Below are 14,387 nucleotides of genomic sequence, written 5' to 3' on the forward strand. Positions count from 1 at the left end.
CGTCGCGGATGTTCCGCCCGCACGGCCAAGTTCTTCCACCGTGAGTCCTCCGCATGCAGATGCCGTTCACCCGGCCTGACGGCACCACCCCCACCGAGCGCCGCTTCCGTCAGGTCATCGACACGCTCCAGGAGGTCGTGTTCCAGACGGACACCGCGCGCACGTGGGTCTTCCTCAATCCCGCGTGGACCGAGGTGACAGGCTTTCCCGTGGAGGAGTGCCTGGGCCGCTCCGCGCTGGACTTCGTGCACCCGGACGACCGGGAGCGCACGCTGGAGGTGTGCAAGACCCTGCTCACGCGCGAGCGCGAGTTCGTCCAGCACGAGGTGCGCTACCTCACGCGCGACGGCGGCTTCCGCTGGGTGGACGTCTTCGCGCGGGTGACGGTCGACGAGGACGGCACGCTGCTGGGCATGGCGGGCACGCTCAACGACATCACCGAGCGCAAGCGCACGAGCGACGCGCTCGCCCGGCGCGAGCGCTACCTCACCGCCCTGGTGGACATGCAGCAGCGCCTGCTGTCGGTGCCGGAGGGCGGCGACCTGTACAGCCCGGCGCTCGCTCCGCTGGGACAGGCCTCCGGCGCCAGCCGCGTCTACGTCTTCGAGACGTACACCAACGCGCAGGGGACCCTCATGTGCAGTCAGCGCGCCGAGTGGTGCGCGCCCGGGGTCACCGCGGAGATCGACAACCCGATGCTCCAGGACCTGCCCATGCGGCCCATCCTGGGGCGCTGGGCGACCGTGCTGGAGCGCGGCGAGGTCGTCACCGGCCGCGTGGCCACCTTCCCCTCCGTCGAGCGGGACCTCCTGGAGCCGCAGGGCATCCTCACGCTGCTGGTGCTGCCCCTGCGCGTGCAGGGCCGGCTGGTGGGCTTCGTGGGCTTCGACAACTGCTTCGAGGCGCGCGAGTGGGACCGCCTGGAGGTGGACCTGCTGTCCGCGGCCAGCGGCGCCATCTCCGTGTCGCTGGAGCGCCGCGCGTCCGAACGGGCGCTGCGCGAGCACGAGCACCGCTTCCGCCAGCTCGCGGAGAACGCGTCCGACGTGCTGTACCTGTACCGGCGGGAAGCGCCGCGCGGCTTCGCGTACGTCAGCCGCGTGGCGCACGCCAAGCTGGGCCTGGGGCCGGAGGCGCACTACGCGGATCCGGAGCTGTGGTACCGGCAGGTGCACCCGGATGACCGGGCCGCGCTGGAGCGCGTGCTGGAGTCGCCCCAGTCCCTGGATGGCGGGACGGTGGAGCTGCGCTTCCTGCGCCCCGACGGCAGCCTGCTGTGGCTTGAGCACGTGGTGGCGCCGGTGACGGACCCCGCGGGCCGCGTGGTGGCGGTGGAGGGCCTGGCGCGCGACATCACGGAGCGGCGGGAGGTGGAGGAGGCGCTGAAGCGCTCCGAGGCCAGCCTGCGCGCTCTGATGGAGGGCTTCCCCGACCCGGCGGCCATCGAGCGCGACGGCCACATCGTCTACGCCAACGCGGTGCTCGTCACCACGCTGGGCTTCGCGCGCGCGGAGGAACTGGTGGGCCGCCGGCTGTCGGAGTTCCTGGCGGACGTGCCGGGCACCGGCGTGGCGGCCGTGGACAGTGCGCCGCTCACCAGCGAGCGGCGGCTGGTGCTGCGCGACGGGCGCACGCGCGTGGTGGAGCTGGCCTCGCTGCCCCTGCGCTTCGACGGTCAGCCCGCGGTGGTGTCCATCGCGCGCGACGTGACGGAGCAGCGCCAGTTGAAGGCGCGGCTGACGCTGGCAGACCGGCTGGCGTCGGTGGGCACGCTCGCGGCGGGCATCGCGCACGAAATCAACAACCCGCTGGCCTTCGTGGTCTCCAACCTGGGCTTCCTGTCGGACGAGTTCCGCCACCACCTGTCCCCCGGCCCCGGCGTGCGCGGCGTGCGCCCGCCGGACGTGGCGGAGTGGCAGGAGGTGCTGGGCGAGGCGTGCGAAGGCGCCGAGCGCGTGCGCCAGATTGTCCGCCAGCTGAAGACGTTCTCGCGGCCGGATGAAGAGCGCATGACTCCGGTGGACGTGCACGCGGTGCTGGACTCGGTGGTGATGATGGCCGCCAATGAAATCCGGCACCGCGCGCGGCTGCGCCGGGACTACGGCAGCGTGCCGGAGGTGATGGGCAACGAGGGCCGCCTCTGCCAGGTGTTCCTCAACCTGGTGGTGAACGCGGCGCAGGCGATTCCGGAGGGCGCCGCGCATGAACACGAGGTGGTGCTCGCCACGCGCGTGTCCGGCGGGCAGGTGGTGGTGGAGGTGCGCGACACGGGCATCGGCATCCCGCCGGAGGTGATGGGGCGCATCTTCGATCCGTTCTTCACCACCAAGCCCGTGGGCGTGGGCACCGGCCTGGGGCTGTCCATCTGCCACGGCATCATCACGGGGCTGGGCGGCGACATCCAGGTGGACACCACCGTGGGCAAGGGCAGCACGTTCCGCGTGGTGCTGCCCGCGCCCCAGCCCGAACCGGTCGTCCATCCGCCGGAAGCCCCGCTGCCCGCCGCGCCCGTGGTGCCGCGAGGCCGCGTGTTGGTGGTGGACGACGAGCCCGCGGTGGGCCGCGTGCTGCAGCGGCTGTTGCGCGGCCATGACGTGGAGGTGGCCACGAGCGGCCGCCAGGCGCTGGAGCGCATGTCGCGGGCGCCGGGCTTCGACGCGGTGCTGTGCGACGTGATGATGCCGGACCTCGCCGGCCGCGACGTGTACGAGGCCGTGCGGCGCGACCACCCGGGCCTGGAGCGCCGCTTCGTCTTCGTGTCCGGCGGCGCCTTCACCGCGGGCGCGCGCGACTTCCTGGAGCACATCCCCAACCCGCTGCTGGAGAAGCCCTTCGACGAGGCGCGCGTGCGCGGCGCCGTGGAAGAGCTGGTGCGCCACGGGCCGCCTGACGCGGGCTGACGCCGGGGAACGCTGGTCCGGGTCACCCCATCGGTCATCGGGAGGAGGGTCCTCCCACTGACCGATGCGCCCGCGTGACGGGTCTGCGAGCGTGTGCTCGTCCGCTCGTACCCCTTGGGGGAAGGTCGCCGCGCATGAACCGCACCAAACTGTTGCTGACTCTCGCTGGCCTGCTGTTCGTGGGCGCGCTCGCGCTCGACGCGCGCTCGTTCTTCGCGAAGACCTCCTCGCACCCGCCGGTCGTCGAACAGCGGCTCCCCAACGGACACCTGCACCGGGTCGCGCCGGCCCCCGTGGCCACGAGCGCCGTGGACCAGACCCACACCGTGATTCAGCCGGATGAAGCGCCCATCCAGGGCGTGCTGCCCGTCGTCCTGGGCCAGCCCGCGTCCGGCAAGGCCGGTCCGGTGGAGCTCACGGGCAAGCTGTCCGGCGCGTACGTGAAGACGGGCCCGGGCGAGGCCTTCGCCGTGTTCGAGCTGTCGGCGCGCATGCCGGAGAAGGTCCAGCGCGTGCCGGTGAACCTGTCGCTGGTGGTGGACCGCTCCGGCTCCATGGATGGCGCCAAGCTGACGGACGCGAAGCGCGCCGCGCAGGAGCTGGTGCGGCAGCTGCGCGACGGGGACCGGTTGGCGCTGGTGCACTACGGCTCCGACGTGAAGGTGGTGCCCAGCGTGGAGATCAACAACACCACGCGCCGCGAGCTGTTGAGCACCATCGAGGCCATCCAGGTGAACGGCGGCACGCACATGAGCGGCGGACTGGTGGCGGGCGCGGAAGCGGTGCGTGCGTACGCCAGGCAGTACCGGGTGACGCGCACCATCCTGCTGAGCGACGGCGAGCCCACCGAGGGCGTGACGTCCAACGCGGGCCTCTTCTCCGAAGTGGGCAAGCTGCGCGAGACGGGCATCACCGTGAGCGCGCTGGGCGTGGGCAGCGGCTTCAACGACACGCTGATGCGCGGCATGGCCGAGCGCGGCGGCGGCTTCTCCGGCTTCGTCAGCGACTCCTCGGAGCTGGCCGCCATCTTCACCCGTGAGCTGGAGCAGGCCGCCAGCACCGTCGCGCGCAACGTGAGCATGACGCTGACCCTGCCGCCCGGCGTGAGCGGCGTGGAGGTGATGGGCCTGCCGTCCACCCGCGACGGCAACGTCGTGCGCATCCCCCTCTACGATTTGACGGGCGGCCAGTCCGCGCGCGTGGTGGTGAAGCTGACGCTGGACGCGCCCGCGAACGCGGCGGACATGAACGTGCTGGACGCCTCCGTGTCGTACGTGGACGTGGCGGCGGACCTGCCGTCTCAGGTGACGGTGGCCCTGGGCGCGAAGGTGACGAACGACGTCCAGGTGGTGCACGCGAACCTGGACCGCGATGTGCGCGTCCATGCCATCCGTGCGTTGGGTACCCAGCAGCTCCAGGCGGCCGCGGAGCAGATGCAGAGCGGCAACCGGGAGAGCGCGCTCAGCTTCCTGACCAACGCGCGTAAACTGTTCGGCTCTTCGGCGTCCGCGCTCGCAGGAGAGCTTGCGGACGTGGACAAGACCCAGGCAGCCTATGGCAGTGCCCAGAGTGACTCCGACGTCCGCCGCGAGGCGCTCGACCTCAAGAAGAAGACGATGAAGAACTTCGGGCAGAGCAACAGCTACTAGTCCCCCCGCCGTACGGAGCCCGGTGCGCCATGTCGCTCTCCATCCAATTCATCCGGCGGGAGGACTTCGAGTCGCGCTGCATCTACGCGCTCGTGGGCGCCGGGGCCATGGCGCTGGTGGCCGGCGTGGCGCGGCAGGTGCTGCGCGTGCCGGTGGAGCCGGGCTACTTCGCGCTGATGGCGGCGGCCATCATCGCCGTGAAGCCGAAGGCGGCGGAGAACCTCCTGGTGCGCGCGGGGATGGTGCTGCTGCCCGCCGTGCCCTATGTGCTGGGGCTCGGGTCTCCCTGGACACACGCGGTGGCGGGCGCCATCGCCGCGGGGCTGCTGGCGTGGCGGGGCAATGGGCGCGACAGCCTGGGCACGCCGCTCCAGGTCGCGCTGTGCGCCGGGGCCGCGGCCGTCACCACCGCGCTGGGCCTGTACGTGCACCAGGTGCTCGACGCGCGCTTCCTCCCGGCGTGGGGCTACTTCCCGCTGATGGTGGACTACGCCGTGGTGGCGCTGTTCTGGAGCATCGGCACGCTGCCGGCGAACCTGGCCATGGACCTGGACGCGGTGGCCACCCGGGGCATGCGGCTGGAGGCCACGCTCTCCGGCGAGGTGCGCGGCCTGGTGAGCCGGGCGCTCACGCTCTACCGCCAGTGCCAGGAGGAAGCGCACAAGCTGGCCCGAGGCCCGGGGCTGGAGAAGCTCCAGGCCGTGCTCGGAAAGCTGGCCCGGGACGTCTTCACCCTGGCCGAGTCCCACACCGAATTGGCGACGCAGCTGTCCTCCGCGTCCCAGGGGAGCGTGGACTCGCAGGTGCAGGAGTTGAAGAAGCGCGCCCAGGACGCGCAGGACGGCGTGGCCCGGCGCCAGTTGGAGCGCGCCGCCGCGTCACTGGGTGAGGAGCTCAACCACCTGGACGCGCTGTCGCGCAGACAGGAGCGCCTCTTCGCGCAGTTGCACGCACAGGTGGCCCTGCTGGAGCGGGCCCGCGTGTGCTTCATCGGTGCGCGCGCCGCGTCCCCCCTGGACGGCGGCGGCGACCGGGTCCAGGCGCTGGCGGAGAAGCTCTCCGCGCTGGACCTGGAGTCCTCCGGCCCGGAGGGAGCGGCGCAGCCCGCGCGGGCTCCGGCGCTCCGCTCCTGAAGACCGGGCCTTGGGGGCCTGTGGGGCCGCGCCCTACTTCGCCGCCGCGCGCGTGGAGGAGCGGGTGCGCTTGCGAGCCGGTGCGGCGGCCTTCTTCGCGGTGACGCGGGGCGCATGCAGTTCGCTGGCGATGCGCTCCTCAATCTCCTCGCGCGTGCGGCGGCTGACCTCCAGTGCGGCGTTGATGCGCTCGCGCACGATTTCGGCCTGAGCCTCCGCGGCGGCCCGGTACTCCGCGACGTCGCGGCGCAGCTCCAGGCGGCCCGCGCTGGGTGCGCCGCCCGCCGTCTTCCGGGTGGCCGTCTTCCGCCGCGCGGGGCGTTCCCCCGCCTGGGTCCCACTGCCCTGTTGTCCCTGTGCCTTGCGCGCCATCTATCTGCCCCCTCGCGCGATCGCTCGCGCCTGTGGGCGGAAAGGTGGGGTGTGGACTTCCCGCATGGAAGTCCGCCTTCGGGTCGGACGGAGGGCGGGCAGACAGACAATGTGCGGGCGCGGCAACAGCGGAGCTTCTCAATGCCTCCAGGAAGGCGCTAAGAGAGCCCTCACCGTTCCTGGGCCAAGGGGCCTCTTGACTGATAGCTCAGGAACCACCGCATCACCCCCAAGGGCCGGGATGCGAGCAAGCCTTCGCGCCACGCGCACCCGGCAGCCCGGGCCCCGCGGCGGAGCGGATAGTGAGGGAATCCCCGTGGCGGTCTCTTTCCTGAACCGGAAGCACAACCTGGACCGGATGTCGCTGCGCGACCTGGTCTACTCGTTCTTCACCTACTACGCCGTCGTCGCCTACATCCTCATCGGCATCACCTGCATCGTGCTGTCGGTGAAGTGGTTCGACGCGCCGGTGCGCATGGGCGCGGCGATGTTGCTGGCCACGGTGGCGTACCCGTTCGGCTGGTACCTCATCCACCGGTACATCCTGCACGGCCGTTTTCTCTACAAGTCCGCGGCGACGGCGGTGACCTGGAAGCGCATCCACTTCGACCACCACCAGGACCCGCACGACCTGCGCGTGCTCTTCGGCGCGCTGCACACCACGCTGCCCACCATCGCGCTGGTGCTCACGCCCATCGGCTACCTCATCGGCGGCCGGTCCGGCGCGGCCGCGGCGCTGGGCTGGGGCATGGTGACCACGTGCTTCTACGAGTTCTGCCACTGCATCCAGCACCTCAACTACGCCCCGCAGCAGAAGTGGCTGAAGGACATCAAGCGCCTGCACATGTCCCACCACTTCCACAATGAGCAGGGCAACTACGGCATCACGAACTACTTCTGGGACCGCGTGTTCGGCACGCTGTACGAGAAGGCCTCCGACAAGCCCAAGAGCGCCACCGTCTTCAACCTGGGCTACACGGCGGAAGAGGCGCAGAAGTACCCCTGGGTGGACAAGCTCTCCGGCGGCACCCGCGGCGACGGTCACCCGCGCCGCTTCCAGCAGGCCGAAGGACTGAGCGCGCCGGAAGTCACCAGCGAACAGTCCTGAGGACTTCTCCCCGCTTCACCCCGGACCTCCCCGCGCGCTTCGTCGCCCGGGGAGGTCTTCGTTTTGGCGCACGTCACGCGGAGAGCGGCTGGGCCAGGTCCTGCGCCTGCTCCTCGCGAAAGCGTCGGGCGGACAGGGGCGGCAGGGTGTGCACGCGCGCCACGAGGCACGCCGCGCTGCCGCCGGCCAGGTGGAACTGATCCAACCGCACGCTGACGGGCCGGCGCCCCAGGCCGCGCAGCACCGCCTCCACGCGAGGCACGCGCGCACCGACGATGACGGTGTTGCCCACCTCCACCAGATTGAGCCCGAACGCGAGCGCGTCCTCGCGTGCGATGGGGACCACCTGCTGGATGCCCTCCGTGCGCGCCAGCATGCGCAGCGACTCCGGCGTGAAGGCCTCCGGACACACCAGCGCGGTGCCGTCGGACAGGACGGTGAGCGCGGTGTCCAGGTGGTAGAGGTATGGGTCGCACAGCTCCAGCGGCGTGACGGGCGCGGAGAGGAACGCCTCCAGCACGCCCGCGGCGCGTTGCGTGGAGCGCATGCCCCAGCCCAGCAGGGCGCCCCGGCCCGCGGGCAGCATGGCCACGTCGCCGCCTTCGATGTGCACGCGCGGCGGCTCGATGACGTCGAAGCCGCGCGCGGACAGCCACCGGGCGCGCGCGAACTGTTCACCGCGTCGCTGGCCATGGCGCATCGTAGCGAGCAGGGCGCGAAGCTCACCCTCCTGGGAGACGAGCACCGCGTTGTCCTTGGCGAACACTGAGTCGAACGCGCCGTGGACGAAGGGCAGTTCGAAGAAGCCCGCGCCCGCTTCACGCAGGGCGCGCAGGAGCTCGCGATGCTGCGTGCACGCACGCCGCCACGCGACGGCGCCGGGCTTCATATGCGGATTGATGTTCCATGCGACCTGATACGCGCAGTCGCGCGAGCGGACGTGGTCCTTCTCGCAACGCACCTGACTGACGGCGAAGGTGGCGGGAGCGATGTGGCCGGTGTGCAAGGTCATCCCCATACATGTGACCGGAAGGCACTCCCGCCTTCCGGTATGTGTAGAGAGGGTGCGCACCATGAGCGGGCTTGGCGAGGTGGCTGGGGAAGCGGGGACGGAGGACGCACGCCTGTCCGAACGGCTTCACCGGACCCTCTTGCGCTTCAACCACGCGCGACTGGCACCGGGGTTTCCCACCGAGGGCTGGCGGGCAGCCGTGCAGGAGGAGACGCAGTTGCGGTTGCTCGAAGGTGAGTACGTAGAGGCGGAGCGACAGCGCGTGGCGGCATGGGCCGCCGAGGCACCGGAGGACGCGGACGGGTTCATCGCGTGGTTCGAGGATCTGAAGGAGTCCGGTCCCGGACAGCATGATCCACTGTTCCCATGGCTCGCCACGCAGGCCACGCGTGAGCAGATGGACTGGTTCCTCACGCAGGAGGTCGCGGGCGAGGCGGGCTTCGACGACCTGGTGGCGCTGACGCAGTTGCAGCTGCCCACGCGAGCGAAGCTGGAGCTGGCGCGCAACTACTGGGATGAGATGGGCCGAGGGCGCGAGGACGCGATGCACGGACCGATGCTCGCGGAGATGGCGCAGAAGCTGGGGTTGAAGCCCACGGACGAGGACACGGTGTGGGAAGCGCACGCGCTGGCGAACCTGCTCTGCGCGTTCGCGTTCAACCGCCGCTACACGTACCACGCGGTGGGAGCGCTGGGCATCGTGGAGGAGACGGCGCCGGGCCGCACCGCGTGCGTCAACGAGGGCCTCAAGCGGCTGGGGTTCGACATGCGCGTGCGGCGCTATTACGCGCTGCACTCCACGTTGGACGTGAAGCACTCCGAGACCTGGAACAAGGAAGTGCTTCATCCGCTGGTGGAGGCGAACCCCGCGTGCGCGAGGCCCTTGGCGGAAGGAGCCTTGCTCCGGCTGACGGCGGGTGCGCGGTGCTTCGAGCGCTACCGCCACGAGCTGGGCCTGGACCTGAAGTCGCTGAGCTGAAGAAGCGCGGCCTGGTCGTCCTTCCCCCCCGGACCTTGCGCGTGTGCGCTGGGCTCGGGGGTGCGTTTCCCGGAGGACGGTCCGTGCGGGGGCTGGGGATGCGCGGCAACCGGGGCGGACGCCAGCTTGGGGCGTTTCCCAGGCCGAGCTGGAGGTCCCGATGTCCCTGTTCCGATGCATCCCCGCCGCGGTGCTGCTCCTGACGGCGTGCGCTTCCCCAGGCACGTCCATGCAGGATGTGATGCACCGCACCGCACCCCTGATGCCGAAGCGGCCGGATCCGCTGACCTACGGCACCCGGCCGGAGAACCCGGTGCGCGTGGGTTGGGGAGACAAGGGCGTGATGGCGTACTTCAAGCTCTTGCGAGGCCCGCAGGGCCAGCCGGTGGCGTGGCGCCGCATGGGCGACTGCTGCGAGTTCACCCAGGTGGATGGCCAGGGCGAGGGGAAGGGCCAGCTGTCCATCTTCGAGGTCACGTACGACGGCCTGGATACGCCGGTGGTGCTCTACGTGGACGCGTTCACCGGCGGGAACGTGTACGCGCCCTGGGGTTTCCTGCTGGAGGGCCAGGGCGACGCGCCGCCCGCGTCCGGGATGGAGCCGGAGGTCATCGACCTCTAGGCGCCGCCCGATTTACCCCATGATTCCTTGAAAGCTCCGGACTCTTGCGTCCTCAAAGCATGAGGCCCCCTTCCTGGGTGGGGTCGTCGTGCCTAGATGCAAGGGTCGACAGGAGTATGACTTTCCCCCGGCTGTTGACCGTCACGCTGGCAACCTCCTTTCGTGCATGGGAGGTGCGGCGCTCTTGGCGCTGCGCTAAGCGTTCGACCGCTCTCCCGACGGAGGAGGAACCGTGGCGGCTGTGAAGAAGAAGCGTTGGCCGTATGTGCTGGGAGGCATCCTCGCCCTCCTGATCGCCATCGTGGCGGTGGTGCTGTGGCGCCTGGACGCCATCCTGCTGAAGACGGCGCGCGACCAGGCCGCGACGTACTCGCAGAAGCTGGGGCGCCCCATCGAGATTGGCGACGTCTCCACGAAGCTCTTTCCCTACGTGGGCGCTCACATCCAGAACGTCAGCGTGGGCGCCGCCGAGGGCGAGGACCTGCCGCTCGCGGAGGTGAAGGACGTGACGGTGAGCGTGGCGGCGATGCCGCTGCTCACCTCCAAGGGCAAGGACATCCGCGTGCGGGACGCGGAGGTGTCCGGGCTCACCGTGAACGTCCTCCGCCTGGCGGACGGCACCACCAACGTGCAGCGCCTCCAGGAGAAGCTGGCCGCGCAGCAGCCGAAGGAGGAGACGCCCGAGGAGGAGACGCAGCCCACGGACCTGTCGGGCGTGCACGTGGAGCGCGCGGCGCTCACCGACGGCACCATCCGCTTCGTGGACCGCGCGGGCGGCGCCCAGGCGCGCGAGCTGGCGGTGAAGGACCTGGACATCGAGGTGAAGGACCTGCGCGTGGGCCAGCCCCTGAAGGTGGACCTGGCCGCGGCGGTGCTGGCGGAGAAGCAGAACTTGAAGATGACGCTCGCCGCGGCGCCGCTGCCGGCCACGCTCATTCCCACGCCGGAGCAGGTGACGCTGAAGGCGGAGCACATCGACCTGTCGCCGCTGGGGCCGTTCCTGCCCCCGGACGTGGGGCTGCAGGCGGGCACGCTGGACGCGGACTGGAAGGCGGACCTGGGCGGCGCGGTGCCCGGCGGCAAGGGCCCCACGAAGCTCGTGGGCGTCATCAAGGCGCTGGGGATGAAGTTCGCGGGCTCGGAGGGCGGCAAGGCGCTGGACGTGGTGCTCGACACGGACGTGACGGGCGACATGGCCACGGGTGACCTGGCGCTGGACAAGCTGAAGCTGGACCTGGGCCCCGCGGCCATCTCTGGCAAGGGCAAGGTGAAGGGGCTGCTCACGGACAAGCCCGCGGTGGAGGGCTTCGAGCTGACGGGCCGCAACCTGGACCCCGCCGTGCTCGCCGAGTACTACCCGCCGCTGCGCAAGCAGCTCAACGGGATGATTGCCGGCCCCATTGGTCTGGACGTGCGCGGCAGCGGCACGCAGGAAGCGCAGGCCATCAACATCGTGGTGGACCTGACGCCAGTGCGGCTGCGGGTGCCGGATCAGCTGACGAAGGAAGCTGGCGGCGCGATGAAGCTGAACGCGAAGGTGACGGGCGCGGCGGCGAGCGGCGGCGCGCTGCGCTTCGACGCGAAGGCGGACCTCAACGGCGTGGACATGCGGCCGGGCCTGCTGGTGAACAAGGCGCCGGGGCAGCGGCTGGAGGTCGCGGCGGCGGGCACGTACGCGCCGGCGAAGACGGGCAGCGGGATGACGGTGAACGTCACCAGCATGAGCCTGGGCGCGCTGGAGGACACGGTGACGGGCACCGCCACGGTGGCGCTCGCAGGCACGGGCAAGAAGGCGACGACGACGTTCAAGGCGGACGTGAAGGCCGCGCGGCTGGATGCGGAGAAGTTGTTGATGAGCGAGGAGCAGGTGCTGGCGCGCACGGGCGGCAAGCCTCCGCCGGAGCCGCCGCCGGGGGAGGCCAGTCGCTTCAACGGCTACCGGGGTGACATCCAGTTCGCCATCGCGTCGCTGCGCTACACGGCGATGGACCTGTCCAACGTGACGGGCGTGGTGAAGATGGTGGACGACCTCATCACGGTGGAGAAGTTCTCGACGGGCATCTACGGCGGCAAGGTGGTGGCGGACGGGACCACCATCCGCCTGGGGCCCGCGCCGGAGGCCCGGCCGTTCACCGCGAAGGTGCAGGTGCAGGGCCTGGAGGTCGCGCAGGCGCTGGCGGCGCGCACGCCGAAGCAGGTGCTGACGGGCAAGTTCAACGGCAACGTGGACGTGCAGGGCGTGGGCTACACGCCGGACAAGCTGCAGCAGACGCTGCTGGGCGGCATCAACGGCAACCTGCTGGAGGGCACGTTCCTGGGCAAGGACCTGGTGTCGTCCGTCACGGGGCCGCTGGCCAAGGCGGTGCCCTTCGCGAAGGCGCTCAAGAGCGGCGACGTGACGTCGCTGGGCGGGAACCTGCCCTTCAGCGTGACCATCAAGAACGGCGTGGCGCAGCTGAGCAAGCCCATCACCTGGACGCGGCCGGAGGCGGCGATGAGCTTCGACGGCGGCATCGGGCTGGACGGCACGCTGGACCTGACGGGCGGCGTGTCGCTGACGCCCGCGACCATCAAGACGCTGACGGTGGGCAAGGTGACGCCGACGGAAGCCATCCCGGTGGGGCTGAAGATCTCAGGCAAGGCGTGGAGCCCGGAGGTGACGGGCATCGACGTGAAGCCGGCGGCGACGACCATCCTGAAGCTGGCCGGAGGCGCCGCGCTGGGCGGCCTGCTGGGTGAGAAGGGCAAGGCCGTGGAGGACATCATCACGGGCGGCCAGGACAAGGCGAAGGCCGAAGCGGAGGCGAAGCGTCAGGAGCTGGAGGCGCGCGCCAACGAGGAGAAGAAGAAGCTGGAGGAGCAGGCCCGCATCGAGCAGGAGAAGGCCAGGCAGCGCGCCGAGGAAGAGGCGAAGAAGCGCCTCAAGGGCATCTTCGGCGGGAAGTAGGCGCCGCTCGGTTCTGGGTATCACTCGCGCCGCGAGGTTCCTTCGGGAGCTTCGCGGCGTTCGTGTTTCCGGTGTCTGGCGTAGGCTCGCGGCCATGTCCAACCGGCTCACGCGCATCCAGGCCGAGGGCCTGCGCTCGCTTCGAGACGTCGTGCCTCGTCCCCGGCGGCTGACCGTGATTGTGGATCCCGAGGGCACGGCCACTCGCGACCTGGTGGCCTTCTTCACGCTGCTTCGCGAACTGGCTCACGGCCGGATTCAACAGACGCAGGTGTTGGACGCGGTGGACGGTCCCGTGACGCTCGTGCTGGGCGTGGATGACGACGACTACAGCGTGACGCTGCGGCGCTTCCCGGATGGCCGGTGGCGCGTCGTCCATGAGGAACTGTCCCTGCTCGCAGGGATATCGATCCCTTTCGTGGAGCCTGGCTCGCCTCGCGACGAGGCCGTGCTCTCCACCTTTCCTCCCGGGCCCACGGTCTCCGTGGGTGAGGGGGAAGCGGCGTGGCTGGGAGAGATTGCCGACCGGGCGTCGCGGGCGATGAACGGCTTCCTGCGCGACTTCCGTGTCCAGCCCGCGGAGTCCTTTGACGCGGATGTCCCGTTCCTCTTCCTGGAGGAACGGGACGTGGACCTGCCCGCGATTGCCGTCTGGGACCGGGTCCAGGCCGCTCGCGCGGCGTCCTCTCGGGTCCCCGTACTGCTGTGCACCCCGTCGGTGGCCCTGGCGGACGCCTTCGACCTCGAGGACGTCCTGCGCTGGGAGACCTCTGGCGGTTGAGCGGCTACCGCCCGCCGGCGCCGTTCCCCTCCCAGCCGCCGCCGATGGGACCGCCCCGGGGGCCACCAGCGCCGCGCGGGTTCATGTCGTCGCGGCGCATCTGCTGGTACTGCGTCATCTGCTCCGCGCTGAGCACCTTCTGCATCTCCGCATCGGTCTGCGTGCGCAGGTCGCGCATCTGCTGACGCATGTCACGGCCCGGCCGGCCTCCCGACATCGCCGACGCCAGCTCCTGGCGCTTCGTGTCCTCGGCCTGCATCGCCTTCGTCAGCGCCTGCTCCTGGCTGTAGTTGAGCCGCGCGTTGCTGATGAAGGTCTTCATGCGGTCGGAGCGCTCGGTCTCCGCCTGCACGCGCATCTGGTCCACCTGCTGCTGCCACTGCTGGCGCTGCTCGGTGCGCTGTTCGTCCTGCACCGTGCGCATCAGCTCCTTCAGCGACTGCTTCGCGCTGTCGTTGGTCAGCGCCTCGCCCACCATCACGCCGCGCATCTGCTCGCGCAGCTTCGCGACCTCCGCCTCCAGGCCCGCGGGCGGAGGACCGCCCGTGCCGGCCGAGGCCGTACCGCCGCCCTGCTCGAAGGCCATCATCCGACGGGACAAGAGCTGCACCGTCTCCTCCAGCGCCTTCACGCGGTTCTGGAGCGCCCGGACGTCCGCCGTCGAGTCCTGCACGCGGGGCGCCTCCTGGACGACAGGGGCCTCCGACTTCCCAGGCCCCCACAGGGCCACTCCGAGTGCCAGCGAAGCCATCCCCACCGATGCGATGCCGAGAATGCGGTTCATGATGCTCTCCCTGACGGAACTCCCGGCCGCGTATTCCATCGCGCCCCCGAGCTCCGCCCTGCGCCTGCATCCTCCCACCCGCCTGCCTCCCGGGGAACCG

At 70.6% G+C, this 14,387-nt stretch carries 11 protein-coding genes; 8 read left to right on the forward strand and 3 right to left on the reverse strand.

The annotated features are described in order from the left end of the window. The first annotated feature begins 53 nt into the window (after positions 1–53). The 3 genes from D7Y04_RS26805 (at position 54) to D7Y04_RS26815 (ending at position 5,682) form a co-directional block, all read left to right on the forward strand. A complete protein-coding gene (locus D7Y04_RS26805; RefSeq protein ID WP_121761101.1) occupies positions 54–2,900 on the forward strand; it encodes a PAS domain S-box protein in 2,847 nt (948 codons plus the stop codon). A gap of 134 nt (positions 2,901–3,034) precedes the next feature. Next, positions 3,035–4,549 (forward strand): VWA domain-containing protein, encoded by a 1,515-nt coding sequence (locus D7Y04_RS26810; RefSeq protein WP_121761102.1) that lies wholly within the window; start codon positions 3,035–3,037, stop codon positions 4,547–4,549. Positions 4,550–4,578: 29 nt separating this feature from the next. Next, complete coding sequence (locus tag D7Y04_RS26815; protein ID WP_121761103.1) at positions 4,579–5,682, forward strand: hypothetical protein; 1,104 nt, start codon at positions 4,579–4,581, stop codon at positions 5,680–5,682. A 33-nt stretch (positions 5,683–5,715) separates the two neighbouring features. Here D7Y04_RS26815 and D7Y04_RS26820 read toward each other — a convergent pair whose 3' ends face one another. Continuing rightward, positions 5,716–6,054: a hypothetical protein gene (locus tag D7Y04_RS26820; protein ID WP_233601589.1), complete on the reverse strand. Its 339-nt coding sequence runs from the start codon at positions 6,052–6,054 to the stop codon at positions 5,716–5,718. 358 nt (positions 6,055–6,412) lie between these two features. Here D7Y04_RS26820 and D7Y04_RS26825 point away from each other — a divergent pair, with 358 nt between their 5' ends. Next, complete coding sequence (locus D7Y04_RS26825) at positions 6,413–7,162, forward strand: sterol desaturase family protein (RefSeq protein WP_120595017.1); 750 nt, start codon at positions 6,413–6,415, stop codon at positions 7,160–7,162. Between the two features lie 73 nt (positions 7,163–7,235). Here D7Y04_RS26825 and D7Y04_RS26830 read toward each other — a convergent pair whose 3' ends face one another. Continuing rightward, positions 7,236–8,174, reverse strand: a complete 939-nt coding sequence (locus tag D7Y04_RS26830; protein WP_121761104.1) for a dimethylarginine dimethylaminohydrolase family protein — start codon at positions 8,172–8,174, stop codon at positions 7,236–7,238. A 61-nt stretch (positions 8,175–8,235) separates the two neighbouring features. Here D7Y04_RS26830 and D7Y04_RS26835 point away from each other — a divergent pair, with 61 nt between their 5' ends. From D7Y04_RS26835 to D7Y04_RS26850, 4 genes are all read left to right on the forward strand, one after another. After that, positions 8,236–9,153 (forward strand): iron-containing redox enzyme family protein, encoded by a 918-nt coding sequence (locus D7Y04_RS26835; protein ID WP_121761171.1) that lies wholly within the window; start codon positions 8,236–8,238, stop codon positions 9,151–9,153. A gap of 160 nt (positions 9,154–9,313) precedes the next feature. After that, positions 9,314–9,775, forward strand: coding sequence for a fibril protein (locus D7Y04_RS26840; protein ID WP_121761105.1), 462 nt, complete (start codon positions 9,314–9,316; stop codon positions 9,773–9,775). A 232-nt stretch (positions 9,776–10,007) separates the two neighbouring features. Continuing rightward, positions 10,008–12,722, forward strand: coding sequence for an AsmA family protein (locus tag D7Y04_RS26845; protein WP_121761106.1), 2,715 nt, complete (start codon positions 10,008–10,010; stop codon positions 12,720–12,722). 94 nt (positions 12,723–12,816) lie between these two features. Further along, complete coding sequence (locus tag D7Y04_RS26850; RefSeq protein WP_121761107.1) at positions 12,817–13,503, forward strand: hypothetical protein; 687 nt, start codon at positions 12,817–12,819, stop codon at positions 13,501–13,503. Between the two features lie 4 nt (positions 13,504–13,507). Here the strand turns inward: D7Y04_RS26850 and D7Y04_RS26855 are convergent, their stop codons facing one another. After that, positions 13,508–14,287, reverse strand: a complete 780-nt coding sequence (locus D7Y04_RS26855) for a hypothetical protein (protein ID WP_147454488.1) — start codon at positions 14,285–14,287, stop codon at positions 13,508–13,510. Positions 14,288–14,387: the final 100 nt, after the last annotated feature.

Source organism: Corallococcus sp. AB038B (genome assembly GCF_003668955.1).
Lineage (GTDB): Bacteria > Myxococcota > Myxococcia > Myxococcales > Myxococcaceae > Corallococcus > Corallococcus exiguus.

Bases quoted from the DNA above. Each gene is read 5' to 3' on its own strand.
- D7Y04_RS26805 (WP_121761101.1), top strand. From the start codon at position 54: ATGCAGATGCCGTTCACCCGGCCTGACGGCACCACCCCCACCGAGCGC.
- D7Y04_RS26810 (WP_121761102.1), top strand. From the start codon at position 3,035: ATGAACCGCACCAAACTGTTGCTGACTCTCGCTGGCCTGCTGTTCGTG.
- D7Y04_RS26815 (WP_121761103.1), top strand. From the start codon at position 4,579: ATGTCGCTCTCCATCCAATTCATCCGGCGGGAGGACTTCGAGTCGCGC.
- D7Y04_RS26820 (WP_233601589.1), bottom strand. From the start codon at position 6,054: ATGGCGCGCAAGGCACAGGGACAACAGGGCAGTGGGACCCAGGCGGGG.
- D7Y04_RS26825 (WP_120595017.1), top strand. From the start codon at position 6,413: ATGTCGCTGCGCGACCTGGTCTACTCGTTCTTCACCTACTACGCCGTC.
- D7Y04_RS26830 (WP_121761104.1), bottom strand. From the start codon at position 8,174: ATGACCTTGCACACCGGCCACATCGCTCCCGCCACCTTCGCCGTCAGT.
- D7Y04_RS26835 (WP_121761171.1), top strand. From the start codon at position 8,236: ATGAGCGGGCTTGGCGAGGTGGCTGGGGAAGCGGGGACGGAGGACGCA.
- D7Y04_RS26840 (WP_121761105.1), top strand. From the start codon at position 9,314: ATGTCCCTGTTCCGATGCATCCCCGCCGCGGTGCTGCTCCTGACGGCG.
- D7Y04_RS26850 (WP_121761107.1), top strand. From the start codon at position 12,817: ATGTCCAACCGGCTCACGCGCATCCAGGCCGAGGGCCTGCGCTCGCTT.
- D7Y04_RS26855 (WP_147454488.1), bottom strand. From the start codon at position 14,287: ATGAACCGCATTCTCGGCATCGCATCGGTGGGGATGGCTTCGCTGGCA.